General features: G+C 59.0%; 16 protein-coding genes. 8 read left to right on the forward strand and 8 right to left on the reverse strand.

Features of this window, described 5'->3' with window-relative positions:
• Window positions 1-138 precede the first annotated feature (138 nt).
• Window positions 139-2,430 carry a xanthine dehydrogenase family protein molybdopterin-binding subunit gene (locus MHN28_RS03840; protein ID WP_239336083.1) on the forward strand — a complete coding sequence of 764 codons (2,292 nt, stop codon included), beginning with the start codon at window positions 139-141 and terminating at the stop codon, window positions 2,428-2,430.
• Window positions 2,408-3,484 carry a DUF2235 domain-containing protein gene (locus MHN28_RS03845; RefSeq protein ID WP_239336085.1) on the forward strand — a complete coding sequence of 359 codons (1,077 nt, stop codon included), beginning with the start codon at window positions 2,408-2,410 and terminating at the stop codon, window positions 3,482-3,484. The genes MHN28_RS03840 and MHN28_RS03845 overlap by 23 nt, the downstream gene beginning before the upstream one ends.
• 10 nt (window positions 3,485-3,494) lie before the next feature.
• Here MHN28_RS03845 and MHN28_RS03850 read toward each other — a convergent pair whose 3' ends face one another.
• Together MHN28_RS03850 and MHN28_RS03855 are read right to left on the reverse strand one after the other, a co-directional pair.
• Entirely contained in the window at window positions 3,495-3,854 is a 360-nt protein-coding gene (locus MHN28_RS03850; protein WP_239336087.1) for a hypothetical protein, read from the reverse strand.
• A 324-nt stretch (window positions 3,855-4,178) separates the two neighbouring features.
• Entirely contained in the window at window positions 4,179-4,754 is a 576-nt protein-coding gene (locus MHN28_RS03855) for a GcrA family cell cycle regulator (RefSeq protein ID WP_239336833.1), read from the reverse strand.
• 123 nt (window positions 4,755-4,877) lie between these two features.
• Between MHN28_RS03855 and MHN28_RS03860 the strand changes: the two genes are divergently transcribed.
• Window positions 4,878-5,684, forward strand: coding sequence for an ABC transporter permease (locus MHN28_RS03860; RefSeq protein ID WP_370645649.1), 807 nt, complete (start codon window positions 4,878-4,880; stop codon window positions 5,682-5,684).
• Here MHN28_RS03860 and MHN28_RS03865 read toward each other — a convergent pair.
• Window positions 5,681-6,916: an MFS transporter gene (locus tag MHN28_RS03865; protein WP_239336089.1), complete on the reverse strand. Its 1,236-nt coding sequence runs from the start codon at window positions 6,914-6,916 to the stop codon at window positions 5,681-5,683. The two genes, MHN28_RS03860 and MHN28_RS03865, sit on opposite strands and share 4 nt — an antisense overlap.
• Window positions 6,917-7,026: 110 nt before the next feature.
• The gene (locus MHN28_RS03870) at window positions 7,027-7,932 is read right to left on the reverse strand and encodes a DMT family transporter (protein WP_239336091.1); all 906 of its coding nucleotides are present in this window, start codon (window positions 7,930-7,932) and stop codon (window positions 7,027-7,029) included.
• Between the two features lie 273 nt (window positions 7,933-8,205).
• Here MHN28_RS03870 and MHN28_RS03875 point away from each other — a divergent pair, with 273 nt between their 5' ends.
• Together MHN28_RS03875 and argF are read left to right on the forward strand one after the other, a co-directional pair.
• Window positions 8,206-9,393, forward strand: coding sequence for an aspartate aminotransferase family protein (locus MHN28_RS03875; protein WP_239336093.1), 1,188 nt, complete (start codon window positions 8,206-8,208; stop codon window positions 9,391-9,393).
• A gap of 75 nt (window positions 9,394-9,468) precedes the next feature.
• Window positions 9,469-10,395, forward strand: a complete 927-nt coding sequence (gene argF / locus MHN28_RS03880; RefSeq protein ID WP_239336095.1) for an ornithine carbamoyltransferase — start codon at window positions 9,469-9,471, stop codon at window positions 10,393-10,395.
• On the opposite strand, the gene MHN28_RS03885 is transcribed toward argF, so the two are convergent.
• Together MHN28_RS03885 and MHN28_RS03890 are read right to left on the reverse strand one after the other, a co-directional pair.
• Complete coding sequence (locus MHN28_RS03885; RefSeq protein WP_239336097.1) at window positions 10,392-10,949, reverse strand: ferric reductase-like transmembrane domain-containing protein; 558 nt, start codon at window positions 10,947-10,949, stop codon at window positions 10,392-10,394. The two genes, argF and MHN28_RS03885, sit on opposite strands and share 4 nt — an antisense overlap.
• Window positions 10,950-10,996: 47 nt before the next feature.
• A complete protein-coding gene (locus tag MHN28_RS03890; protein WP_239336099.1) occupies window positions 10,997-11,485 on the reverse strand; it encodes a twin-arginine translocation pathway signal in 489 nt (162 codons plus the stop codon).
• Window positions 11,486-11,678: 193 nt separating this feature from the next.
• Between MHN28_RS03890 and MHN28_RS03895 the strand changes: the two genes are divergently transcribed.
• From MHN28_RS03895 to MHN28_RS03905, 3 genes are all read left to right on the forward strand, one after another.
• A complete protein-coding gene (locus MHN28_RS03895; RefSeq protein WP_239336101.1) occupies window positions 11,679-12,527 on the forward strand; it encodes a phytanoyl-CoA dioxygenase family protein in 849 nt (282 codons plus the stop codon).
• Between the two features lie 123 nt (window positions 12,528-12,650).
• Window positions 12,651-13,613, forward strand: coding sequence for a pirin family protein (locus MHN28_RS03900; protein ID WP_239336103.1), 963 nt, complete (start codon window positions 12,651-12,653; stop codon window positions 13,611-13,613).
• Window positions 13,614-13,679: 66 nt separating this feature from the next.
• Window positions 13,680-14,654 carry a 2-dehydropantoate 2-reductase gene (locus MHN28_RS03905; RefSeq protein ID WP_239336105.1) on the forward strand — a complete coding sequence of 325 codons (975 nt, stop codon included), beginning with the start codon at window positions 13,680-13,682 and terminating at the stop codon, window positions 14,652-14,654.
• A gap of 26 nt (window positions 14,655-14,680) precedes the next feature.
• Here MHN28_RS03905 and MHN28_RS03910 read toward each other — a convergent pair whose 3' ends face one another.
• Entirely contained in the window at window positions 14,681-16,159 is a 1,479-nt protein-coding gene (locus MHN28_RS03910; protein ID WP_239336107.1) for an inorganic phosphate transporter, read from the reverse strand.
• Window positions 16,160-16,250: 91 nt separating this feature from the next.
• Window positions 16,251-16,715 carry an NUDIX hydrolase gene (locus MHN28_RS03915; protein ID WP_370645650.1) on the reverse strand — a complete coding sequence of 155 codons (465 nt, stop codon included), beginning with the start codon at window positions 16,713-16,715 and terminating at the stop codon, window positions 16,251-16,253.
• Between the last annotated feature and the right edge of the window lie 27 nt (window positions 16,716-16,742).

The raw sequence follows: 16,742 nt of genomic DNA on the forward strand, positions 1-16,742 counted from the left end.
TTTCAGGTTACGAAGCGCTTTTCTGGCCCGGCATTGCTTTTTGCGACATGCAGGTCGCCTCTCGCCCAAATGCCAGGCTCTGGACATCAATTGGAGGAGAGCTAGTGTCGCGACGGTGGGCCGTCGGAGGATCAAGCAATGGAAAAGTTCGGCAAGAGCCAGTCCGTCAAACGAACCGAGGATCTGCGGTTTCTGACCGGGCAGGGGCATTACATGGATGACGACGTGCCCACTGACGCCCTGTTTGCCGCTTTTTTTCGCAGCCCGGTTGCGCATGGTCGGATCACGGCGCTCGATCTGGATGCTGCGCGTGAGGCCGATGGCGTCCGCCTTGTAATGACGTTGGACGATTTGACGGAGGCGGGGACCGACACGGTGATGAACGCAGCGATTGTTCCGAACCGGGATGGGTCTCAGACGCCGGCACCTGATCGGCACATGCTGGCCAACGACCGTGTCCGGTTTGTCGGCGAACCCGTGGCCGTTGTGATCGCGGATACGCTGACACAGGCGCGGGACGCGGTTGAGATGATCTGGATGGACACCGATGATCTTCCTGCGAAGCTGGACGTTGAAGCCGGAGGCGAAACGCTGCATGCGGGTGTGCCCGATAATCGGGCATTTGACTGGGGGCTGGGAGATGAAGCCGCGACCGAGGTCGCGTTTCAGGCGGCAGCGCACACAGTTTCGCTGAACGTGGCAGACAACCGGGTCATTATCACCTCGATCGAACCGCGTGGGTGTCAGGCCAACTGGGTCGACGGGCGGCTGCACTTTACCTATGGCGGCCAAGGGGTCTGGGCGATGCGTGGGCAGCTGGCGCAAAAGCTGAAGCTGGAACCCGATGCAATCCGTGTCACAACGCCGGATGTCGGGGGCGGGTTCGGCATGAAAGTGATGCCCTACCCCGAATACTTCTGCGTTTCGGTCGCCGCGATGAAACTGGCCCAACCCGTCCATTGGATGTCGGACCGGTCCGAGGCAATGCTGTCGGACCATCACGGTCGCGATCTGACTTCGCTGGCCGAGTTAGCCTTTGACGAAGACCTGAAAATCACGGCCTACCGCGTACACAGCAAGGTTAACCTGGGTGCATATAGCAGCCATTTCGGGCAGGCGATCCAGACCAATCTTTTCAGCAAAGTGCTGATGGGCGTTTACGACGTTCAAACGACGTACTTGCGGGTCGAGGGGTTTTACACCAACACAACACAGGTCGACGCCTATCGCGGGGCGGGCCGGCCCGAGGCCATTTACGTCCTCGAACGGGTCATGGATCGTGCTGCGCGTGAACTGAGCGTTGATCCGTGGGAGCTGAGGCGCAAGAATTTCATTCGGCCCGAGCATTTCCCCTACAAGACCGCCACAGGCGAAACCTATGACGTTGGCGATTTCGACATGGTTCTGTCCCGCGCGGGCGCGCAGATCGAAGGCTTTGCCGCTCGAAAAGCCGCTGACGCCGAGCGCGGCCTGATCCGGGGACAGGGTCTGTGTTACTATATCGAAAGTATTTTGGGTGACCCTTCCGAGAACGCAAAAGTCGAGTTCTGCGAGGACGGCACAGTGAACCTCTATGTTGGCACGCAGTCAAACGGGCAGGGGCATGAGACTGTCTATGCTCACTTCCTGTCGGACCAGACCGGGATCCCGGTGAGCCGCATCAACGTGGTGCAAGGCGACAGCGATCAGTTGCCTCACGGCGGTGGGACTGGTGGGTCGCGCTCGGTCACGGTGCAAAGCACGGCAACTCTGGCAACCATCGACGTGATGATCGCCGCATTCACGCCTTATCTGGCTGATATAATGGGGGTGGAGGAAAACGACGTGCATTTCGATCATGAAACCTTCCGCGCGCCGGGATCGAACCTGACGCCAACTCTGACCGAGGCTGCGGAAATGGCCCGGGCCGACGGCCGTACCGATCTGCTAAGCCACGAGGCCCGCGCCAATCTGGATGCGCGCAGCTATCCCAACGGCGCACATGTTGCCGAAGTTGTGATCGATTCCTACACCGGAGAAACCTGGGTCGACCGCTATACCATCGTGGACGATTTCGGCAACCTTATCAACCCAATGCTGGCCGAAGGGCAGGTGCACGGCGGGGTGGCGCAGGGCATCGGTCAGGCGCTGAGCGAGCGTGTTGTACATGATGCGCAGGGGCAACTGCTCACGGCTTCGTTGATGGATTACGCCTTGCCCCGCGCCGCCGAGATACCCATGATTAAGTTTACCTCGGCGCCGGTTCCGTCAACTTCCAACCCGATGGGGATGAAAGGATGCGGAGAAGCTGGCACCGTGGGCGCGCTGGCCGCTGTGGCAAACGCGGTTCAGGATGCGCTCTGGGATCACGGGGTGCGGCAGGCGGACATGCCTTTCACACCTCACAAAGTATGGGAATTGCTGACGCATGGTTCTGTCGCGGCTGAGTAGAAAGGTACTGGGATGGCTCGGACGGCCTTTACGGTCCGAGCATTCCGCCGAGGCGCTGCACCGCGAGCCAATCAGCCACGTCATTATTCTGGACGGCACCATGTCGACACTGGAGCCGGGCTATGAAACCCATGCTGGCCAAACCCTGCGACTGTGTTGTGAAATGGGCAGCAAGGTGTCGGTGTTTTACGAATCCGGAGTGCAGTGGGAAAGCTGGAAGTCCTCGCTGGACGTGATGATGGGGCGCGGGATCAACCGCCAGATACGCCGCGCCTATGGCTATCTGGCCTCGCGCTATAAACCCGGCGACCGCATCTATTTCATCGGCTATTCACGCGGTGCATACGGGGTACGCAGCCTTGCGGGCGTGATCGACATGATCGGTCTGCTCAAGGCTGAACATGCGACCGTCCGCAATATCAAACAGGCCTATCGACACTATGAGTGCAATGCCAGCGGGTCGGCTGCGGCAGCTTTCCGGCGTCAGTTTTGCCATGAGGATGTCGCCATCGAGATGGTGGGCGTCTGGGATACTGTTAAAGCACTGGGGATGCGTCTGCCGCTGTTGTGGCGCTGGGCCGAAGAACGCCATTCCTTCCACAACCATCAGCTTGGCCCGGCCACCCGCCACGGGTACCACGCCATGGCGTTGGATGAGACTCGAGAGGTGTTCGAGCCGGTCTTGTGGAAATGTACCCCCGAATTCAAAGGCCATGTCGAACAGGTCTGGTTCCGCGGCACCCATGGAGATGTGGGCGGGCAACTCAACGGGTTCGAAGAGGCGCGGCCGCTTAGCAATATTTCCCTGATCTGGATGCTGGATAAGGCGGAGTTACACGGGCTACCGCTTCCTGAGGGGTGGCAAGATCGGTTTCCGATTGATGTCCATGCGCCCTCTGTCGGCACGTGGCGGGGTTGGGGCAAGATTTTCCTGCTGCGTAAGCATCGCAAAGTCGGACGCGACCGGTCAGAGCATTTGCACGTCTCTGTCGCGCCGGACGATCTTCCGGGCTGGGTGCCGATGCCGGATTTGCCGTCGCACCCGGCGCAGTAGGGGCGCTGGATTAAGAAAGGCGCGCGCTTGCAGGGTTGTCGAAAGTGCCGAGAAACAGTTCGGGGACGTTCTCATTGAATTGAATCGTTGATGGGTAAGGATCAACTTTAGCGGTAACGGGAATCGGTCGATCCAATTCCCAGAACAACATTAGAAGAATCGCATCTCGTTGCTCGCCTGTCCAAGCGGGTGTATCGGAGCCGGGTTCGGGAAAAAACTGCTTGCAAAAATACTCTTGACCACATTCTCGTCGGAACGAGTTACGCGCTGTAGTTTGTTCTTTCGGTGGTACGTCAGATAGCCAAGCAAGCCCGATGTGCTTCGCCACTCGGTTATCCAACGAACTCATGCCCGTCACAATGATTCGCATAGTCCAGTCCTCACTTGGGGGGGGAGCATAAAGAAGATACTCTACCCACTGGCCTCGTGGCTCGATAGGGCCATATGTCGACTGCAAGCGCATACCTGTAGCCAAATGTACCGTCCCGGGCTCGGGATGGGTCTTAGCCGGGTCCAAATAGATCGGCCTGTACTCCAGTTCCGGCACATCCACAGACCCCCACTTCACCATCAACCCGCTCCTTCGATCTGTGCCTCTTTTCTCAGGCGGCTATCACGCTGACGAACGAAAAAAGAGTGCAGAAAATTCTGCACTCTTTCAATATATTACACAGCGTTCAAAGCTAAGCGGTATCTACCGTCGACGATCTCTACGCGAGCTCATCGGTTGGAACGCCACGCCCACATGCGCCTCGCAGTATGGCTTGCCTGCTTCAACCGGCAGGCCGCAGAACCAGAAATCCTCGGTCGCGGGGTCGCCGACGGGCCATTTGCAGGTTTTCTCGGTCAGCTCCATCAGCGTCAGTTTCTTCGCCTTTTTCTCAACTTCGTTGACTTTGGCCAGTGCTTCGGGGCTGATTTCATTGGCCGAAGGTTGCGGCGGCAGCGGTTGGCCGGCCGGGATGATCTGGCGGCGTGCCGGTACAGCCGGCTTCGCCTCGGCGGAGGGTGCCGGGGCCGGACGTGCCGGTTCAGTTTTGGGTGCGGGCTTTGGTTTGGCCTCGGCCTTGGGCGTGGGCGCCGGTTTTTCTTTGGGCTCGGCCTTGGCCGGGCTTGCGCCGGTTGCACGGTTCGACAGGCCCAGACGGTGTACCTTGCCGATCACCGCGTTGCGAGTGACGCCGCCCAGTTCTTTGGCGATCTGGCTGGCCGACTGGCCCTCGCCCCACATTTTCTTCAGCAGTTCTACGCGCTCGTCAGTCCAGGACATCATTTGCCTTTCAAAAGCGGAAAGCGGCCCCGGTTTCGGGCCGCCTTGGGAATTCGTCTCAGCCCCCTATTCTAATCACTGCGGCCCGAGTTACAAGCTATCTTCGAATCAGGATGAGGGCAGATGATGCAGATTCCCGCAGAACACAGCGAACGACGTTTCGGAGCGGTCAATTGGATGGGTCTCTACACGCTGGCTCAGCGCGAAACGCTGCGCTTTCTGGCGGTCTGGACTCAGACGCTTTTGGCTCCGCTGGTGACCGCGGGGCTGTTACTTCTGATCTTCAATATCGCGATCGGGCCGGGACGGCCCGACGTGATGGGGGTGCCGTTCCTGACGTTTCTGGCGCCGGGCATAATGATGATGACGGTGATCCAGAATGCGTTTGCCAACACCTCTTCCTCGATGGTGATCGCCAAGGTGCAGGGCAATATCGTCGATACGCTGATGCCGCCCTTGTCACCACTTGAAATTTTGTTGGGGTATCTGGCGGGCGGTATTGCCCGAGGCGTTCTGATCGCGTGCGTGGTTGCTGTCGCGCTTGCGCTTGTTTTGGGCATTTACCCTCAGAACCCGCTGATCGCTCTGGTTTTTGTTGTTCTGGGTGGTTCATTCATGGGCGCGCTGGGTCTGTTCGCCGGGATTTTTGCCAACAAGTTTGACCAGATGGCGGCGATCACCAATTTCATCGTTACCCCGCTGGCGTTTCTGTCGGGTACTTTCTATTCGGTTCAGGCGCTGCCCCCGGTCCTGAACCGCCTGAGCCACGTGAATCCGGTTTTCTATCTGATCGATGGACTGCGCTATGGGATGATCGGAGTTTCCGACAGCTCTCCCTGGTTGGGCATTGCGGTATGCACGGGCGCGACATTGCTGGTCGGCGCTCTGACCTGGCAGATGCTTCGGACAGGCTACCGTCTCAAGGCTTAACCCGCTTCAGCCAAGGCCCCCGGTTGAAACGTGATTCTGGGCCGCCCGAGGCGCGGATGCAGGTTTGCCGCAATGGCCCAGGCACCGAACAGTGCAAACCCGCCGACGGCGAACACCCCGGCAACCGGTGAGACCAGCAAGACAAGCGAGGCAATGCCGGGTGTCAGAATGCCTGACACATCCCGGTAGCTGGAGTAGATTGCAGACATCTCGGTCCGCTCGGACGGTTTGACAGCCATGAGGAACGGCAATCCAGCGCAGATATCCAGAACGATCAGCCAGATGGACCCAAGCACCAGCGCCGCAACCGAAGCAACAGGCCATCCCGCGATGGCCCCAGCGGTGACAAAGCACACCCCACAGGCCGCAAATCCAACACGCACCGCCGTGCGCAGCGAGCGTCCCTGCACCCAGCGCAGAATCAGCGGCGCGGCAAACAGCATGCCGTTAGTCGCCGACAGAAGGATGCCGCCCAACTGCTCTCCCAATCCGTTTTCGATGGCGAAAATGGGCAGGTAGACCACGTAGATCCACCAGCCGCAGGACCGGATCATGGCGAACAAGTACCCGGCAACAAGCCTTGGCTGTGCAAAGAAGCGCGGCAGAAAGGCCAGCGGGTTTTTTGCCGGGCCGCGCGCTCGGGCGATTAGTTTTCCGTTGCCCAGCCGCATACGCCAGAACTGGATTAGCATGACTGCGCCAGCAACTGCGCTGATGACGAACGGGGCCGGGGTCCAGACCTCCATTAGCAGAACGCCTGCCATCGGGCCACCGGTCCAGCCGAGGGCGCTGTAGAACATGCGGCTGGTCTCGCAACGGCCCAGTTCGATCTTGCTGATGTAATCCAGCACATAGGCGTTAAAGCAGATAAAGGTCACAACTGTCGCAACAGTGTTCAGCGCCAAAGCGCCGACAACCGCTGCGGGGCTGCCTTCGATCGCCAAAATCGCGCTGCCAATGAACATGAGGCAACCGACGGTATAGGCCCATCTGCGCGGCACATACCGGATCAGGAAAGGCACCATCAGGCCGGCAAGCAACGAAATGACCCCGACCAGAAAATACAGGAACGAAACCGAAGATGCGTCCCCCAGTGCCCGGTACATGGCCAGCGGAAACACCGATATCAGAATGCCGCGCACAACCGCTTCGAACCCGGCCAAGATGCCGAAATCGCGGACTGAAGGGGCAGGGGCGTGGCGCACCCATTCGGGGATACGGCGTTCGTGCATGGCAATCTCTCAAATCAACTGAGGTCACATTGCGCCCGATGAGCATGCATTCTTCAGAGTTTGCGACATGCAGGTCGCGCTTGGGCTATGTCAGGAAAATTTTTTGGACTTCAGGCCTGCCGCGCCCGCGCCTCTCGCCAGACAAGAATCAGTCCTCCGGTCAGAATAATGGCTGAACCGATCATGCTGATCCCGTCTGGAATCACTCCGAAAATGGCGAAGTCGTAGAACGCCGCGAAAATAAGCGTCGCGTAGCTGATCGGGGCGACGAAAGAGGCATCCGCACGGGCCATACCGTTGACAAAGCACGCTTGCGCGCAGGCCATCAATACGCCGATCGCCACCAGCGCCGCCCATTGTTCTGGTGTCGGCATCTGGAAGACGAAGCTAACTGCAACTGATGCAATCGTCAGGCCCATGGCGTTGTTGATCAGCAGTATCTGGATTGGGATCTCACGGCCTGAAAGCTTTTTGATGAATATCAGCTCCATTCCTATGATCGCGGCTGCCGAAAGTGCCAGCAGGGCCGCTGGCTGAAAACTCGCCGGAGTGGGCCGCAGCAGGATTAGCGCCCCCGCCAGCGCCACCGCGGCGGCCAGCCAGCGCCACGGGCCGACGCCCTCTTTCAGCAAGGAAATTGCCAGCACCATCGCGAAGACCGGGTTCAGGAAGGAAATCGCCGTCGCATCCGCAATCGGGATGAACGCGACCGAGGCGAACATCAGCGTAATCCCCGCCCATCCAAAACTTGTGCGCCCGATATGCAGCCCCCAATGCGGGCGTTGCAGGCGTGGGCGCATCACACCGACAGCGGTGACGATCACCAGAAAGGCAAACAGGAAACGCCCGTGGCTGATCTGCATAGGATGCAGCGCCGGGCCCAGCGTATCGGTCCCCAAAGCCTTGGCCAGCAAAGTTGTCCCGGCCAACAGCGCGCTGGCGGCTGTGATCAGCACGGCCGCAAGGGGCGGGTTATTTGCTTTGGCAACGAACATGACACAGCGGTGCGTCAGCATCAGTCAAATGGCAAGCGGCAATTGCAGCAGGCGCCAAGTATTTTTGTGGCCCGCTAAATTCAGGGTTTTCAGGGGCGCGGCACACGGCTATACGGCCCCTCATGATCAAACACGCACATATCCTGCGACTCCGACGCCGACGCATTGCCGCGTAACCGGCCCGTTTGATCCATTTGTGCTGCCCAAATCGGCACAATTCTTACCAAATCAGTTGACGAACACAGGCCGAGTGTATCACTCACGAGGCTCAAGCTATCTGAAAAGGATGATCCCATGATCCCGTCCGTTTTGCCGACCTATAACCGTGCGCCCCTGACCTTCGTAAAGGGCGAAGGCTCCTGGCTGACCGAGGCGGATGGCCGACGTTTTCTGGACCTTGGCGCAGGGATCGCCGTAAATGCGCTGGGCCACGCCCATCCGGCGCTGGTCAATGCCCTGACCGAGCAGGCGCACCTGTTGTGGCATGTCTCGAACCTATACCACATCCCACAGCAGCAGGCGCTTGCCGACAAGCTGGTCGAGCACACGTTTGCTGACACCGTGTTCTTCACGAATTCGGGCACAGAATCCTGTGAGTTGGCGGTCAAGATGACCCGTAAGTATTTCTATGACAAAGGTCAGCCCGAACGGGTTGAGATCATCACCTTTGATGGTTCGTTCCATGGTCGGTCCTCGGCGGGAATCGCCGCCGCCGGGTCGGAAAAGATGACCAAAGGCTTTGGTCCGCTTTTGCCCGGTTTTGTGCACGTCGCGTTCGGTGACCTCGATGGCGTCACCAACGCCATCAGTGACAAGACCGCCGCAATCCTGATCGAACCCATTCAGGGTGAGGGCGGCATTCGTCCTGCTCCGGATGGGGAACTCAAGGCCCTGCGTCAGATCTGCGACGACAACGGAATCCATTTGATTTTGGACGAAGTTCAATGCGGCGTCGGTCGGACTGGTAAGCTGTTCGCGCATGAATGGGTGGGGATTACCCCCGACATCATGATGGTGGCCAAGGGGATCGGCGGAGGCTTTCCGCTGGGCGCGGTTCTGGCCACCGAAGATGCGGCCAGCGGTATGACCGCAGGCACGCACGGGTCCACCTATGGCGGCAACCCGCTTGGCTGTGCCGTCGGATGCGCGGTGATCGATCAGGTTGCCACGCCCGCATTCCTTGAAGGCGTCAACCGCAAGGCCGGGATGCTGCGCCAGAAGCTCGAAGGTCTGATTGCCAGCCACCCGGACGTCTTCGAAGAGGTGCGCGGCGTTGGTCTTATGCTGGGCCTCAAATGCAAGCCGGCCAATATCGACGTGGTGAACGCCGGTTATGACAACGAGGTCATCACCGTTCCGGCCGCCGATAACGTGATCCGACTGCTGCCGCCGCTTACCCTGACCGAGGATGATATCGCACAGGCGCTGATCCGCCTTGAGAAAACAGCCGAGCAGGTCGAGAGCAAGCTCGCCGACGCCTGATCTTCATCCATTCAATATCACGCGGGTATCCGGGCGGGATTGCCCGGACGACCCTCAGACAAAAGTGACAGTGAAATGAACCACTTCCTCGATATCCATAAAACCGACGCAGCCGATCTGCGGGCCATGATTGACCAAGCGGGTGCCATGAAACAGGCACGCCTCGGTCGACCCAAGGCGGCGCTGGACGAAGAACAGCCGCTCAAGGACCGCATGGTTGCGCTGATCTTCGAAAAACCATCCACCCGGACACGCGTCTCTTTCGACGTTGGTGTACGCCAGATGGGTGGGCAAACCATGGTTCTGTCCGGCAAGGACATGCAGCTGGGTCACGGTGAGACCATCGCCGATACTGCCCGCGTGCTGTCGCGCTATGTCGACATGATCATGATTCGGACGTTTGACGAGACTATCCTGACCGAGATGTCAGAATACTCAGACGTGCCGGTTATCAACGGCCTGACCGACCGCACGCATCCTTGCCAGATCATGGCAGACGTGCTGACCTTCGAAGAACATCGCGGCCCGATTGCAGGCAAAAAAGTGGTCTGGACCGGCGACGGCAACAATGTTTGCGCCTCGTTCCTGCACGCTGCAGGCCAATTTGGGTTTGACCTGACCTTCACCGGGCCAGCCCAGTTTGACCCCGAAGAAGAGTTCATGGGCTTCGCCCGTCAGAAAGGATCGAAAATCGTTGTCGAGCGGGACCCGTTCAAAGCCGTTGAAGGTGCCGACCTAGTGGTGGCCGATACCTGGGTTTCTATGCACGATTCCCAATCGGCCAAGGAACGTCGCCACAACTTGCTGCGGCCCTATCAGGTCAATACCGAGCTGATGTCTCACGCAAAATCCGACGCTTTGTTCATGCATTGCTTGCCAGCGCACCGCGAAGAAGAGGCGACCTCCGAAGTGATGGACGGCCCGAACTCGGTCATCTTCGATGAGGCCGAAAACCGCTTGCACGCGCAAAAGGCAGTGATGCGCTGGTGTTTGGGCGTCTAAGTACGACGCCGCACATCCCACACGCGCAGTTTGGCGAGCGTCCGGGCGCTCGCCAGCAGAACCAACCCGCACAGAGCCCACTTGGTCATGACCTCCATCGTGCCTTCAATCAGAAGCACATGCACGACGCTGCCAATGATGGTGACTACCGCCAGGCTCGTATGCCCCAACCTCCAGACCCGAAACCTTAGGCCCAGGCGTTGACGAAACAGACCCAGCAAAGCCACCAAGAACGCGGCCCACATGGCAATCACGCCCCAGGCTGAAAATGGTGTCGGCGAGACAAACATCAGGGCATCAATGACGTCCGGACGGCTTGTGATCCACAATCCGCCTACATGGATCAGAATGGCTGCGACCAATGCCAGACCGCACCGTCGATGCCAATGGCGGCTGGCCACAGGGGACAAGCCCGGCAACCAACGCCCGGCAAGCAGTGGCTGCATCAGCAACAAGCACATTGCGATAACTCCGGCGAACCCGGCCGCGATATAGATCGGGTCGCGCCACGCCAGCAGCGGGCTGGTCGCCGCAGCGATGATCGGTGCGGCCATGGCAAGGAGCACACCGGCCCAAATTACCAAGCTTCGGCGCACTATCGTCAGGCAGGCTGCAGCACGAAATGGGCGGCCAATGTCTTGTCCTTTGAACTCGCCATGATCGGGCGCAGGAACACCGTTTGGAACTCACCGCTGTCATAGGCCAGATGACCATGCGGCTGGCCAAACGCCGGAACGATCTGCGGCATTTCCAAGCGGAACTCACCATTGGCATCCGTCAAGGTGGCACCGTGGCTCTGTGGGTCGCGTTCGTGGCCTTCGGTCGTGTGCGCCCAGATCTGAATGCGCTGACCGGGCAGGGGGGCACCTTCCCCAGCTCGTCGAACGCTTCCGGTCATCCAGAACCCGCCGCCTCCAATTCGATCGACAATGGGCGCACCGGGGCGGTAGTTGTTGGATCCGCCACGCATGGACGGCGTGGGTGCCACACCTTTAGCGCGCGCGGGCACAAGCAGGCCGGTTGCGCCTGTTGCCAGAGCGGCCCCGCCCACCACAATCACAGAACGACGAGAGAAAGAAATACCAGTCATAGAAACCTCTCTTCCCAGGCGATTTATCACGCCCCAGCAGCATCAGGGGCTCTTTTGCCGCAAAGATAGCACGATTGTTTCGGTTTCCGAGGTGCAGAGCAGGCAGAACACGCAAATTGTGAATTCCTTTGACTGCCACCTTATCCCGGTGCGATCCTGACACCCGTCATCTCATGTCAGGAAGGCCTGTAGCATGATCCGCGAAGACCCTGTCTCAGACGAAGAAATCAATGCCTTCAAACGTGACGGCGCAGTCGTGCTGCGGTCCAGGTTCTCGGCAGATTGGCTCGAGCTGCTGCGAGATGGTATCAAAGCGGATTTGGTCCGTCCGACGGATAACTTCACCCGCCATACCAAAGATCCGCGCGCACCTGCCTATTTCGAAGATTACTGGGCCTGGAGCAAAATCCCGCAATTCACGGATTTCGTGTATAATTCGCCCTGTGCGCCACTCGCCGCACAGTTGCTGGGCGCACCGTCGATCAATCTTGTCATGGACAATTGGTTCCTGCGCGAGGCGGGGTCGACCTCTCGCCCTCCGTTCCATCAGGATCTGTCCTATTTCGATTTCGAGGGTACAATGTGCGTCCTGTGGTTGCCGCTTGAACCCGTGAAAAAGGAAAACGGTATCGCCTTTGTCAAAGGTTCGCATCTTTGGGATAAACTGTTCATGCGGGTGCGGTTCGCCGATGGTCATCCCAGCTATGAGCCCACCGAGGTGGCTGGGCTGACCTATCATCCGCCGCCTGACGTCAACGCGGACCCGGATGCATATGAACTGCTACAATGGGACATGGAGTCGGGCGATTGCATCTTTTTCGACATGCGTACGCTGCACGGCGGGCTTGCGTCTGTCACGCCAACCGAGACCGTGCGTCGATTTACGCTCAGGATGACCGCACCGGATGGTATCATTCGCTATCGGGGTGATTGGGCCAAGGACGAACGCGCTCAGTTCGAAGCGGCCGGATACCGAGAAGGCGACCGTATCGACGGGCCATTTTTCCCCAAGCTTTGGCCACGCGAACCCGGCCAGCCCTGAGTGGGCTCTAGCGCATGATGAAAACCTCGCACCCATTGTGTGCATTTGTGCAAATTGAAACGCATATATTTGAATTATATCCTGCACCAGTGAACGAACCGCACAGATCACGGGAGAGCAGGCATGAGTTGGAACCCCACCCACAACCCCGAATGCAAGACGGATAACGCATCGCTTGAGACATTGATTATCCCGCGCGCCCGCGATCTGGGCGGGTTTGAGGTGCGCCGCGCGCTGCCTTCGGTCAAGCGTCAGCTTGTCGGGCCGTTCATTTTCTTCGACCAGATGGGGCCTGCCGAGTTTATCACCGACGGTGGAATCGACGTTCGCCCGCACCCGCATATTGGTTTGGGTACGGTCACTTATCTGTATCAGGGTGAGTTTGAACACCGGGACAGCCTTGGTACGCATCAGATGATTTACCCCGGCGAGGTAAACTGGATGGTTGCCGGTCGCGGCGTGACCCATTCCGAGCGCACCAGCGAAGAAACGCGGGGCAAACGGCACAGCCTGTTCGGCATCCAGACCTGGATTGCCCTGCCGGAAGCGCATGAGGACATGGCCCCCGATTTCGAACATCACAAGCAGGTTGCTTTGCCGCATATTGAAGACAAAGGTGTCAGCGCCCGGTTGATCCTGGGATCGGCCTATGGCGAAAACAGCCCTGTCACGATGCTGTCCGAAACCTTCTATTTGGACGTGCAGCTAGAGCCAGGTGCAGCATTCCCATTGCCCGACGACCACGAAGATCGCGGCGTGTATGTCACTCAGGGTTCGGTCGAGATCGCGGGCGACACGTTCGAAGAAGGCCGCATGATGGTGTTCCGTCCGGGTGATCATCTGTCGGTCAAGGCTGGCCCCCTCGGGGCGCGGCTGATGTTGCTGGGCGGCGCGACATTGGGCGAAGACCGCTATATCTGGTGGAACTTCGTATCCTCCTCGAAAGAAAAGATCGAAAACGCCACCCGCGAATGGAAGTCTGCCGATTGGGCGAATGGTGCTTTCCACCTGCCGCCGGGCGACGATGAGGAATTCATTCCCATCTCGGAAGAACTGGAGCGCACGCGGCCACGGTTGGCACGCTGACCAAGCGTCAGGGGGCCTTGTCCGAATGCCTGATACCGGCAATCCTCCCGATTGGGGAGGGATGTCATGAAGATAGTGATCGCGGGTGCGGGCAGCATTGGATGTTATTGCGGGGCGTTACTGGCCGATGCCGGCCATGACCTGACTTTATTGGGCCGCGCCCGTATTCTGGACCCGATCCGCGCGCAAGGATTGACCGTCACTGATTTCTCAGGCCTGCGCTGTCACGTGGCGGCAAAGAAACTGACGTTGACCGAAGACGCCGAGTGCTTGCACGGTTCAGAGTTGGTGATCGTGACCGTGAAGGCCGCGGCCACGGCCGATATAGCAAGTCAGATTGCACGGCTTGTCCCTGTATCGGCGCCCGTTTTATCGTGGCAAAATGGGATGGAGAACGCGCGGACGCTGCGCTCTGCTTTGCCGGATCACGACGTCCGGGCCGGAATGGTACCCTTTAATGTTGTGCCCTCCGAACCGGCTGGTTTTCACCGTGCGACGTCCGGCGATATCGTGATCCAGTGTGGCCCCGGCGGTTTGGGGCAGATGCTCAGTTCTCCTGATCTGCCGGTGATCGAAAGCGACGACATAGAGGCCGTCCAGTGGGGTAAGCTGGTTATCAACCTGAACAATGCGCTGAATGCGCTGTCGGGTTTGACGTTAAAGGATCAACTACTGGATCGTAAGTGGCGTTGCCTGATGGCCGACCAGATGGCCGAAGCTTTGGTCGTACTACGGGCCGCTGGTCATCCGGTTGCGTCGACCACTCCATTACCTGCGTGGATGACGCCTCATATCCTGCGTTTGCCCACACCTCTGTTCACCCGGATCGCAGCGCGGATGTTGACCATCGATCCCAGTGCGCGAACATCAATGGCTTACGATCTGATGGCAGGGCGACCGACGGAAATCGACAGTTTGCAGGGTGAAATCATTCGTCAGGGTAAGCAATGCGGGCGGTCGACGCCGATCTGCGCGAAAGTTAGGACACTTGTCGAACAAAAACCCGACAAGAGCCTGTCCCCGGATCAAATCATACCATGAACGAAGCGTCGTTCTGGCCGTACGGCTCAGCTGAACGCCGTCAACATCCAGAAGATCGCAGCCGACATGAACGCAGCCGCCGGAACAGTAATCACCCAGGCGGCGACGATCGTCATGAAATGCGACCGACGTACCAGCTTGCGCCGCCGCTGTTCTTCCCGCGCAAGTCGCTGCTCGGGCGGGCGCTGACGGTTGGTTCGGTCCCGCTGGCGATTCTGGTGCCACTCGCGATAGAACCCGACGCCAAATACGGCACCAACGGCGATATGGGTTGAACTGACTGGCAGACCCAGCCAGCTTGCGATGATCACAGTAATCGCCGCAGACAGCGCGACGCAGAATGCGCGCATCGGGTTCAGTTTGGTAATCTGGCTGCCCACCATCCGGATCAGTTTGGGGCCAAACAGGAACAGACCGAACGAGATACCAAAGGCACCGATGACCATCACCCAGGTTGGGATCGACACTTTTGTGGCAAAATCTCCGAACTCAGCCGCGTGCACGATCGCAGCCAGCGGACCAACAGCATTGGCGACGTCATTGGCGCCGTGCGCAAAGCTCAGGAATGCGGCCGAAATGACCAAAGGCAGACCGAACAGCGTTTTCAATGACTTTGTGCGGTTTTCCAGCCCTTCGGATTTGCGGCGAACCCATGGAACGGTCATGGACCAGACCAGCGCGCCCGAGGCCAGTCCGATCAGCAGGGCGAATTCGAGATCGACTTTTACGATCCGCTTCAGGCCTTTGACGGCCAGATAGGTGGAAAACGCGCCTGCCATCAAAGCCACAAGGATTGGCACCCAGCGACGGGCAGCCGCAATCTTGTCGTCCTGGTTTTGTATCTTTGCGTTGATCAGCGCGAGAAAACCCGCGGCGATGACACCGCCCAGAACCGGTGAAATCACCCAACTGGCGGCAATCGCGCTCATTGTGCCCCAGCTTACGGCGCTTAGGCCAGCGGCCGCGATACCGGCCCCCATCACGCCGCCCACGACCGAGTGTGTCGTTGATACGGGTGCTCCGACCCAGGTGGCGAGGTTGACCCACATCGCCGATGAAATCAGCGCCGCCATCATCGCCCAGATGAACACGTTGCTGTTCTGGACTGATGCAGGGTCGATGATCCCTTTTGAAATCGTGGACACCACATCTCCGCCCGCCAGCAAAGCGCCGGCACTTTCCGCGACGGCGGCGATTGCGATGGCACCGCCCATGGTCAGGGCATTTGCCCCCACCGCAGGACCCATGTTGTTGGCGACATCGTTTGCACCGATGTTGATCGCCATATAAGCCCCGAAACCGGCGGCCGCGATCACGATTAATCCGCCATCTGCCCGGCCGAACAGCACCGCAGCGGTCAGCCCGGCAAGCGCGATAAACGCCAGTGCAATCCCCGGGGCCAACATCGGGCGCGCCACATGGACGTTCGCGTGCTCAATGCGGGAAATTCGGTGCAGATCGCTGTCCAGCGCCTGCCAGCGGGCTTTTCGGTTTGTGTTCGACATCGGTTTTCTGAGGGTGGTTTGGTTTAACCGGTGCGGTTAAAGGCTTGCCACAGGTGTTGCAACCAGCCTCACAGAAGTTTGTTGGAATTTGTTACAAATGCCGCAGCAGGGCGCTGAGTTCTGGTTCGTGCACCAGATTCGCGGCCTCTTTCGGAGGAAACCATTTGCGCTTGCGCTGACCGGCCTCGGGGTAGTCCTCTGCCAGATCTTCTATGTCTATGCGGTAAACGCTCGTGCGGACAGGCACTGCTGACCCATCGTCCAATTTCTTGTCATATGTGAAGTGACCCACCGAATCCCGGTCCAGGTGCTTCGCACGTACGCCAGCCTCTTCCCATGCTTCTTGCATGGCGGCTTCGGCCCCGTCCTTACCGTCCATCGGCCAACCCTTGGGAATAACCCAGCGACCCGTGTCGCGGCTGGTTATGAGCAGCACTTCTTCGCCATCTTCTGTGTCACGTACGCACAGGGCTGCAAACTGCACCCTGTAAGGGCGCAGGATAAAAGGTCGGGCGACCTCTTCCCACATATTTTGCAGCCATGACGTCATGAGCATAAACTGTGTCGTGCGCTTCCAGTTTTA

Origin of the sequence: Ruegeria sp. Ofav3-42, assembly GCF_022347725.1 — a bacterium.
Taxonomy (GTDB): Bacteria; Pseudomonadota; Alphaproteobacteria; order Rhodobacterales; family Rhodobacteraceae; genus Ruegeria.

Excerpts from the sequence above, each read along its gene's own strand:
- MHN28_RS03905 (WP_239336105.1), top strand. The coding sequence starts at position 13,680 with ATGAAGATAGTGATCGCGGGTGCGGGCAGCATTGGATGTTATTGCGGG.
- argF (WP_239336095.1), top strand. The coding sequence starts at position 9,469 with ATGAACCACTTCCTCGATATCCATAAAACCGACGCAGCCGATCTGCGG.
- MHN28_RS03845 (WP_239336085.1), top strand. The coding sequence starts at position 2,408 with ATGGTTCTGTCGCGGCTGAGTAGAAAGGTACTGGGATGGCTCGGACGG.
- MHN28_RS03875 (WP_239336093.1), top strand. The coding sequence starts at position 8,206 with ATGATCCCGTCCGTTTTGCCGACCTATAACCGTGCGCCCCTGACCTTC.
- MHN28_RS03870 (WP_239336091.1), bottom strand. The coding sequence starts at position 7,932 with ATGCTGACGCACCGCTGTGTCATGTTCGTTGCCAAAGCAAATAACCCG.
- MHN28_RS03895 (WP_239336101.1), top strand. The coding sequence starts at position 11,679 with ATGATCCGCGAAGACCCTGTCTCAGACGAAGAAATCAATGCCTTCAAA.
- MHN28_RS03860 (WP_370645649.1), top strand. The coding sequence starts at position 4,878 with ATGATGCAGATTCCCGCAGAACACAGCGAACGACGTTTCGGAGCGGTC.
- MHN28_RS03850 (WP_239336087.1), bottom strand. The coding sequence starts at position 3,854 with ATGCGAATCATTGTGACGGGCATGAGTTCGTTGGATAACCGAGTGGCG.
- MHN28_RS03915 (WP_370645650.1), bottom strand. The coding sequence starts at position 16,715 with ATGCTCATGACGTCATGGCTGCAAAATATGTGGGAAGAGGTCGCCCGA.
- MHN28_RS03865 (WP_239336089.1), bottom strand. The coding sequence starts at position 6,916 with ATGCACGAACGCCGTATCCCCGAATGGGTGCGCCACGCCCCTGCCCCT.
- MHN28_RS03900 (WP_239336103.1), top strand. The coding sequence starts at position 12,651 with ATGAGTTGGAACCCCACCCACAACCCCGAATGCAAGACGGATAACGCA.
- MHN28_RS03910 (WP_239336107.1), bottom strand. The coding sequence starts at position 16,159 with ATGTCGAACACAAACCGAAAAGCCCGCTGGCAGGCGCTGGACAGCGAT.
- MHN28_RS03885 (WP_239336097.1), bottom strand. The coding sequence starts at position 10,949 with ATGGCCGCACCGATCATCGCTGCGGCGACCAGCCCGCTGCTGGCGTGG.
- MHN28_RS03890 (WP_239336099.1), bottom strand. The coding sequence starts at position 11,485 with ATGACTGGTATTTCTTTCTCTCGTCGTTCTGTGATTGTGGTGGGCGGG.
- MHN28_RS03855 (WP_239336833.1), bottom strand. The coding sequence starts at position 4,754 with ATGTCCTGGACTGACGAGCGCGTAGAACTGCTGAAGAAAATGTGGGGC.
- MHN28_RS03840 (WP_239336083.1), top strand. The coding sequence starts at position 139 with ATGGAAAAGTTCGGCAAGAGCCAGTCCGTCAAACGAACCGAGGATCTG.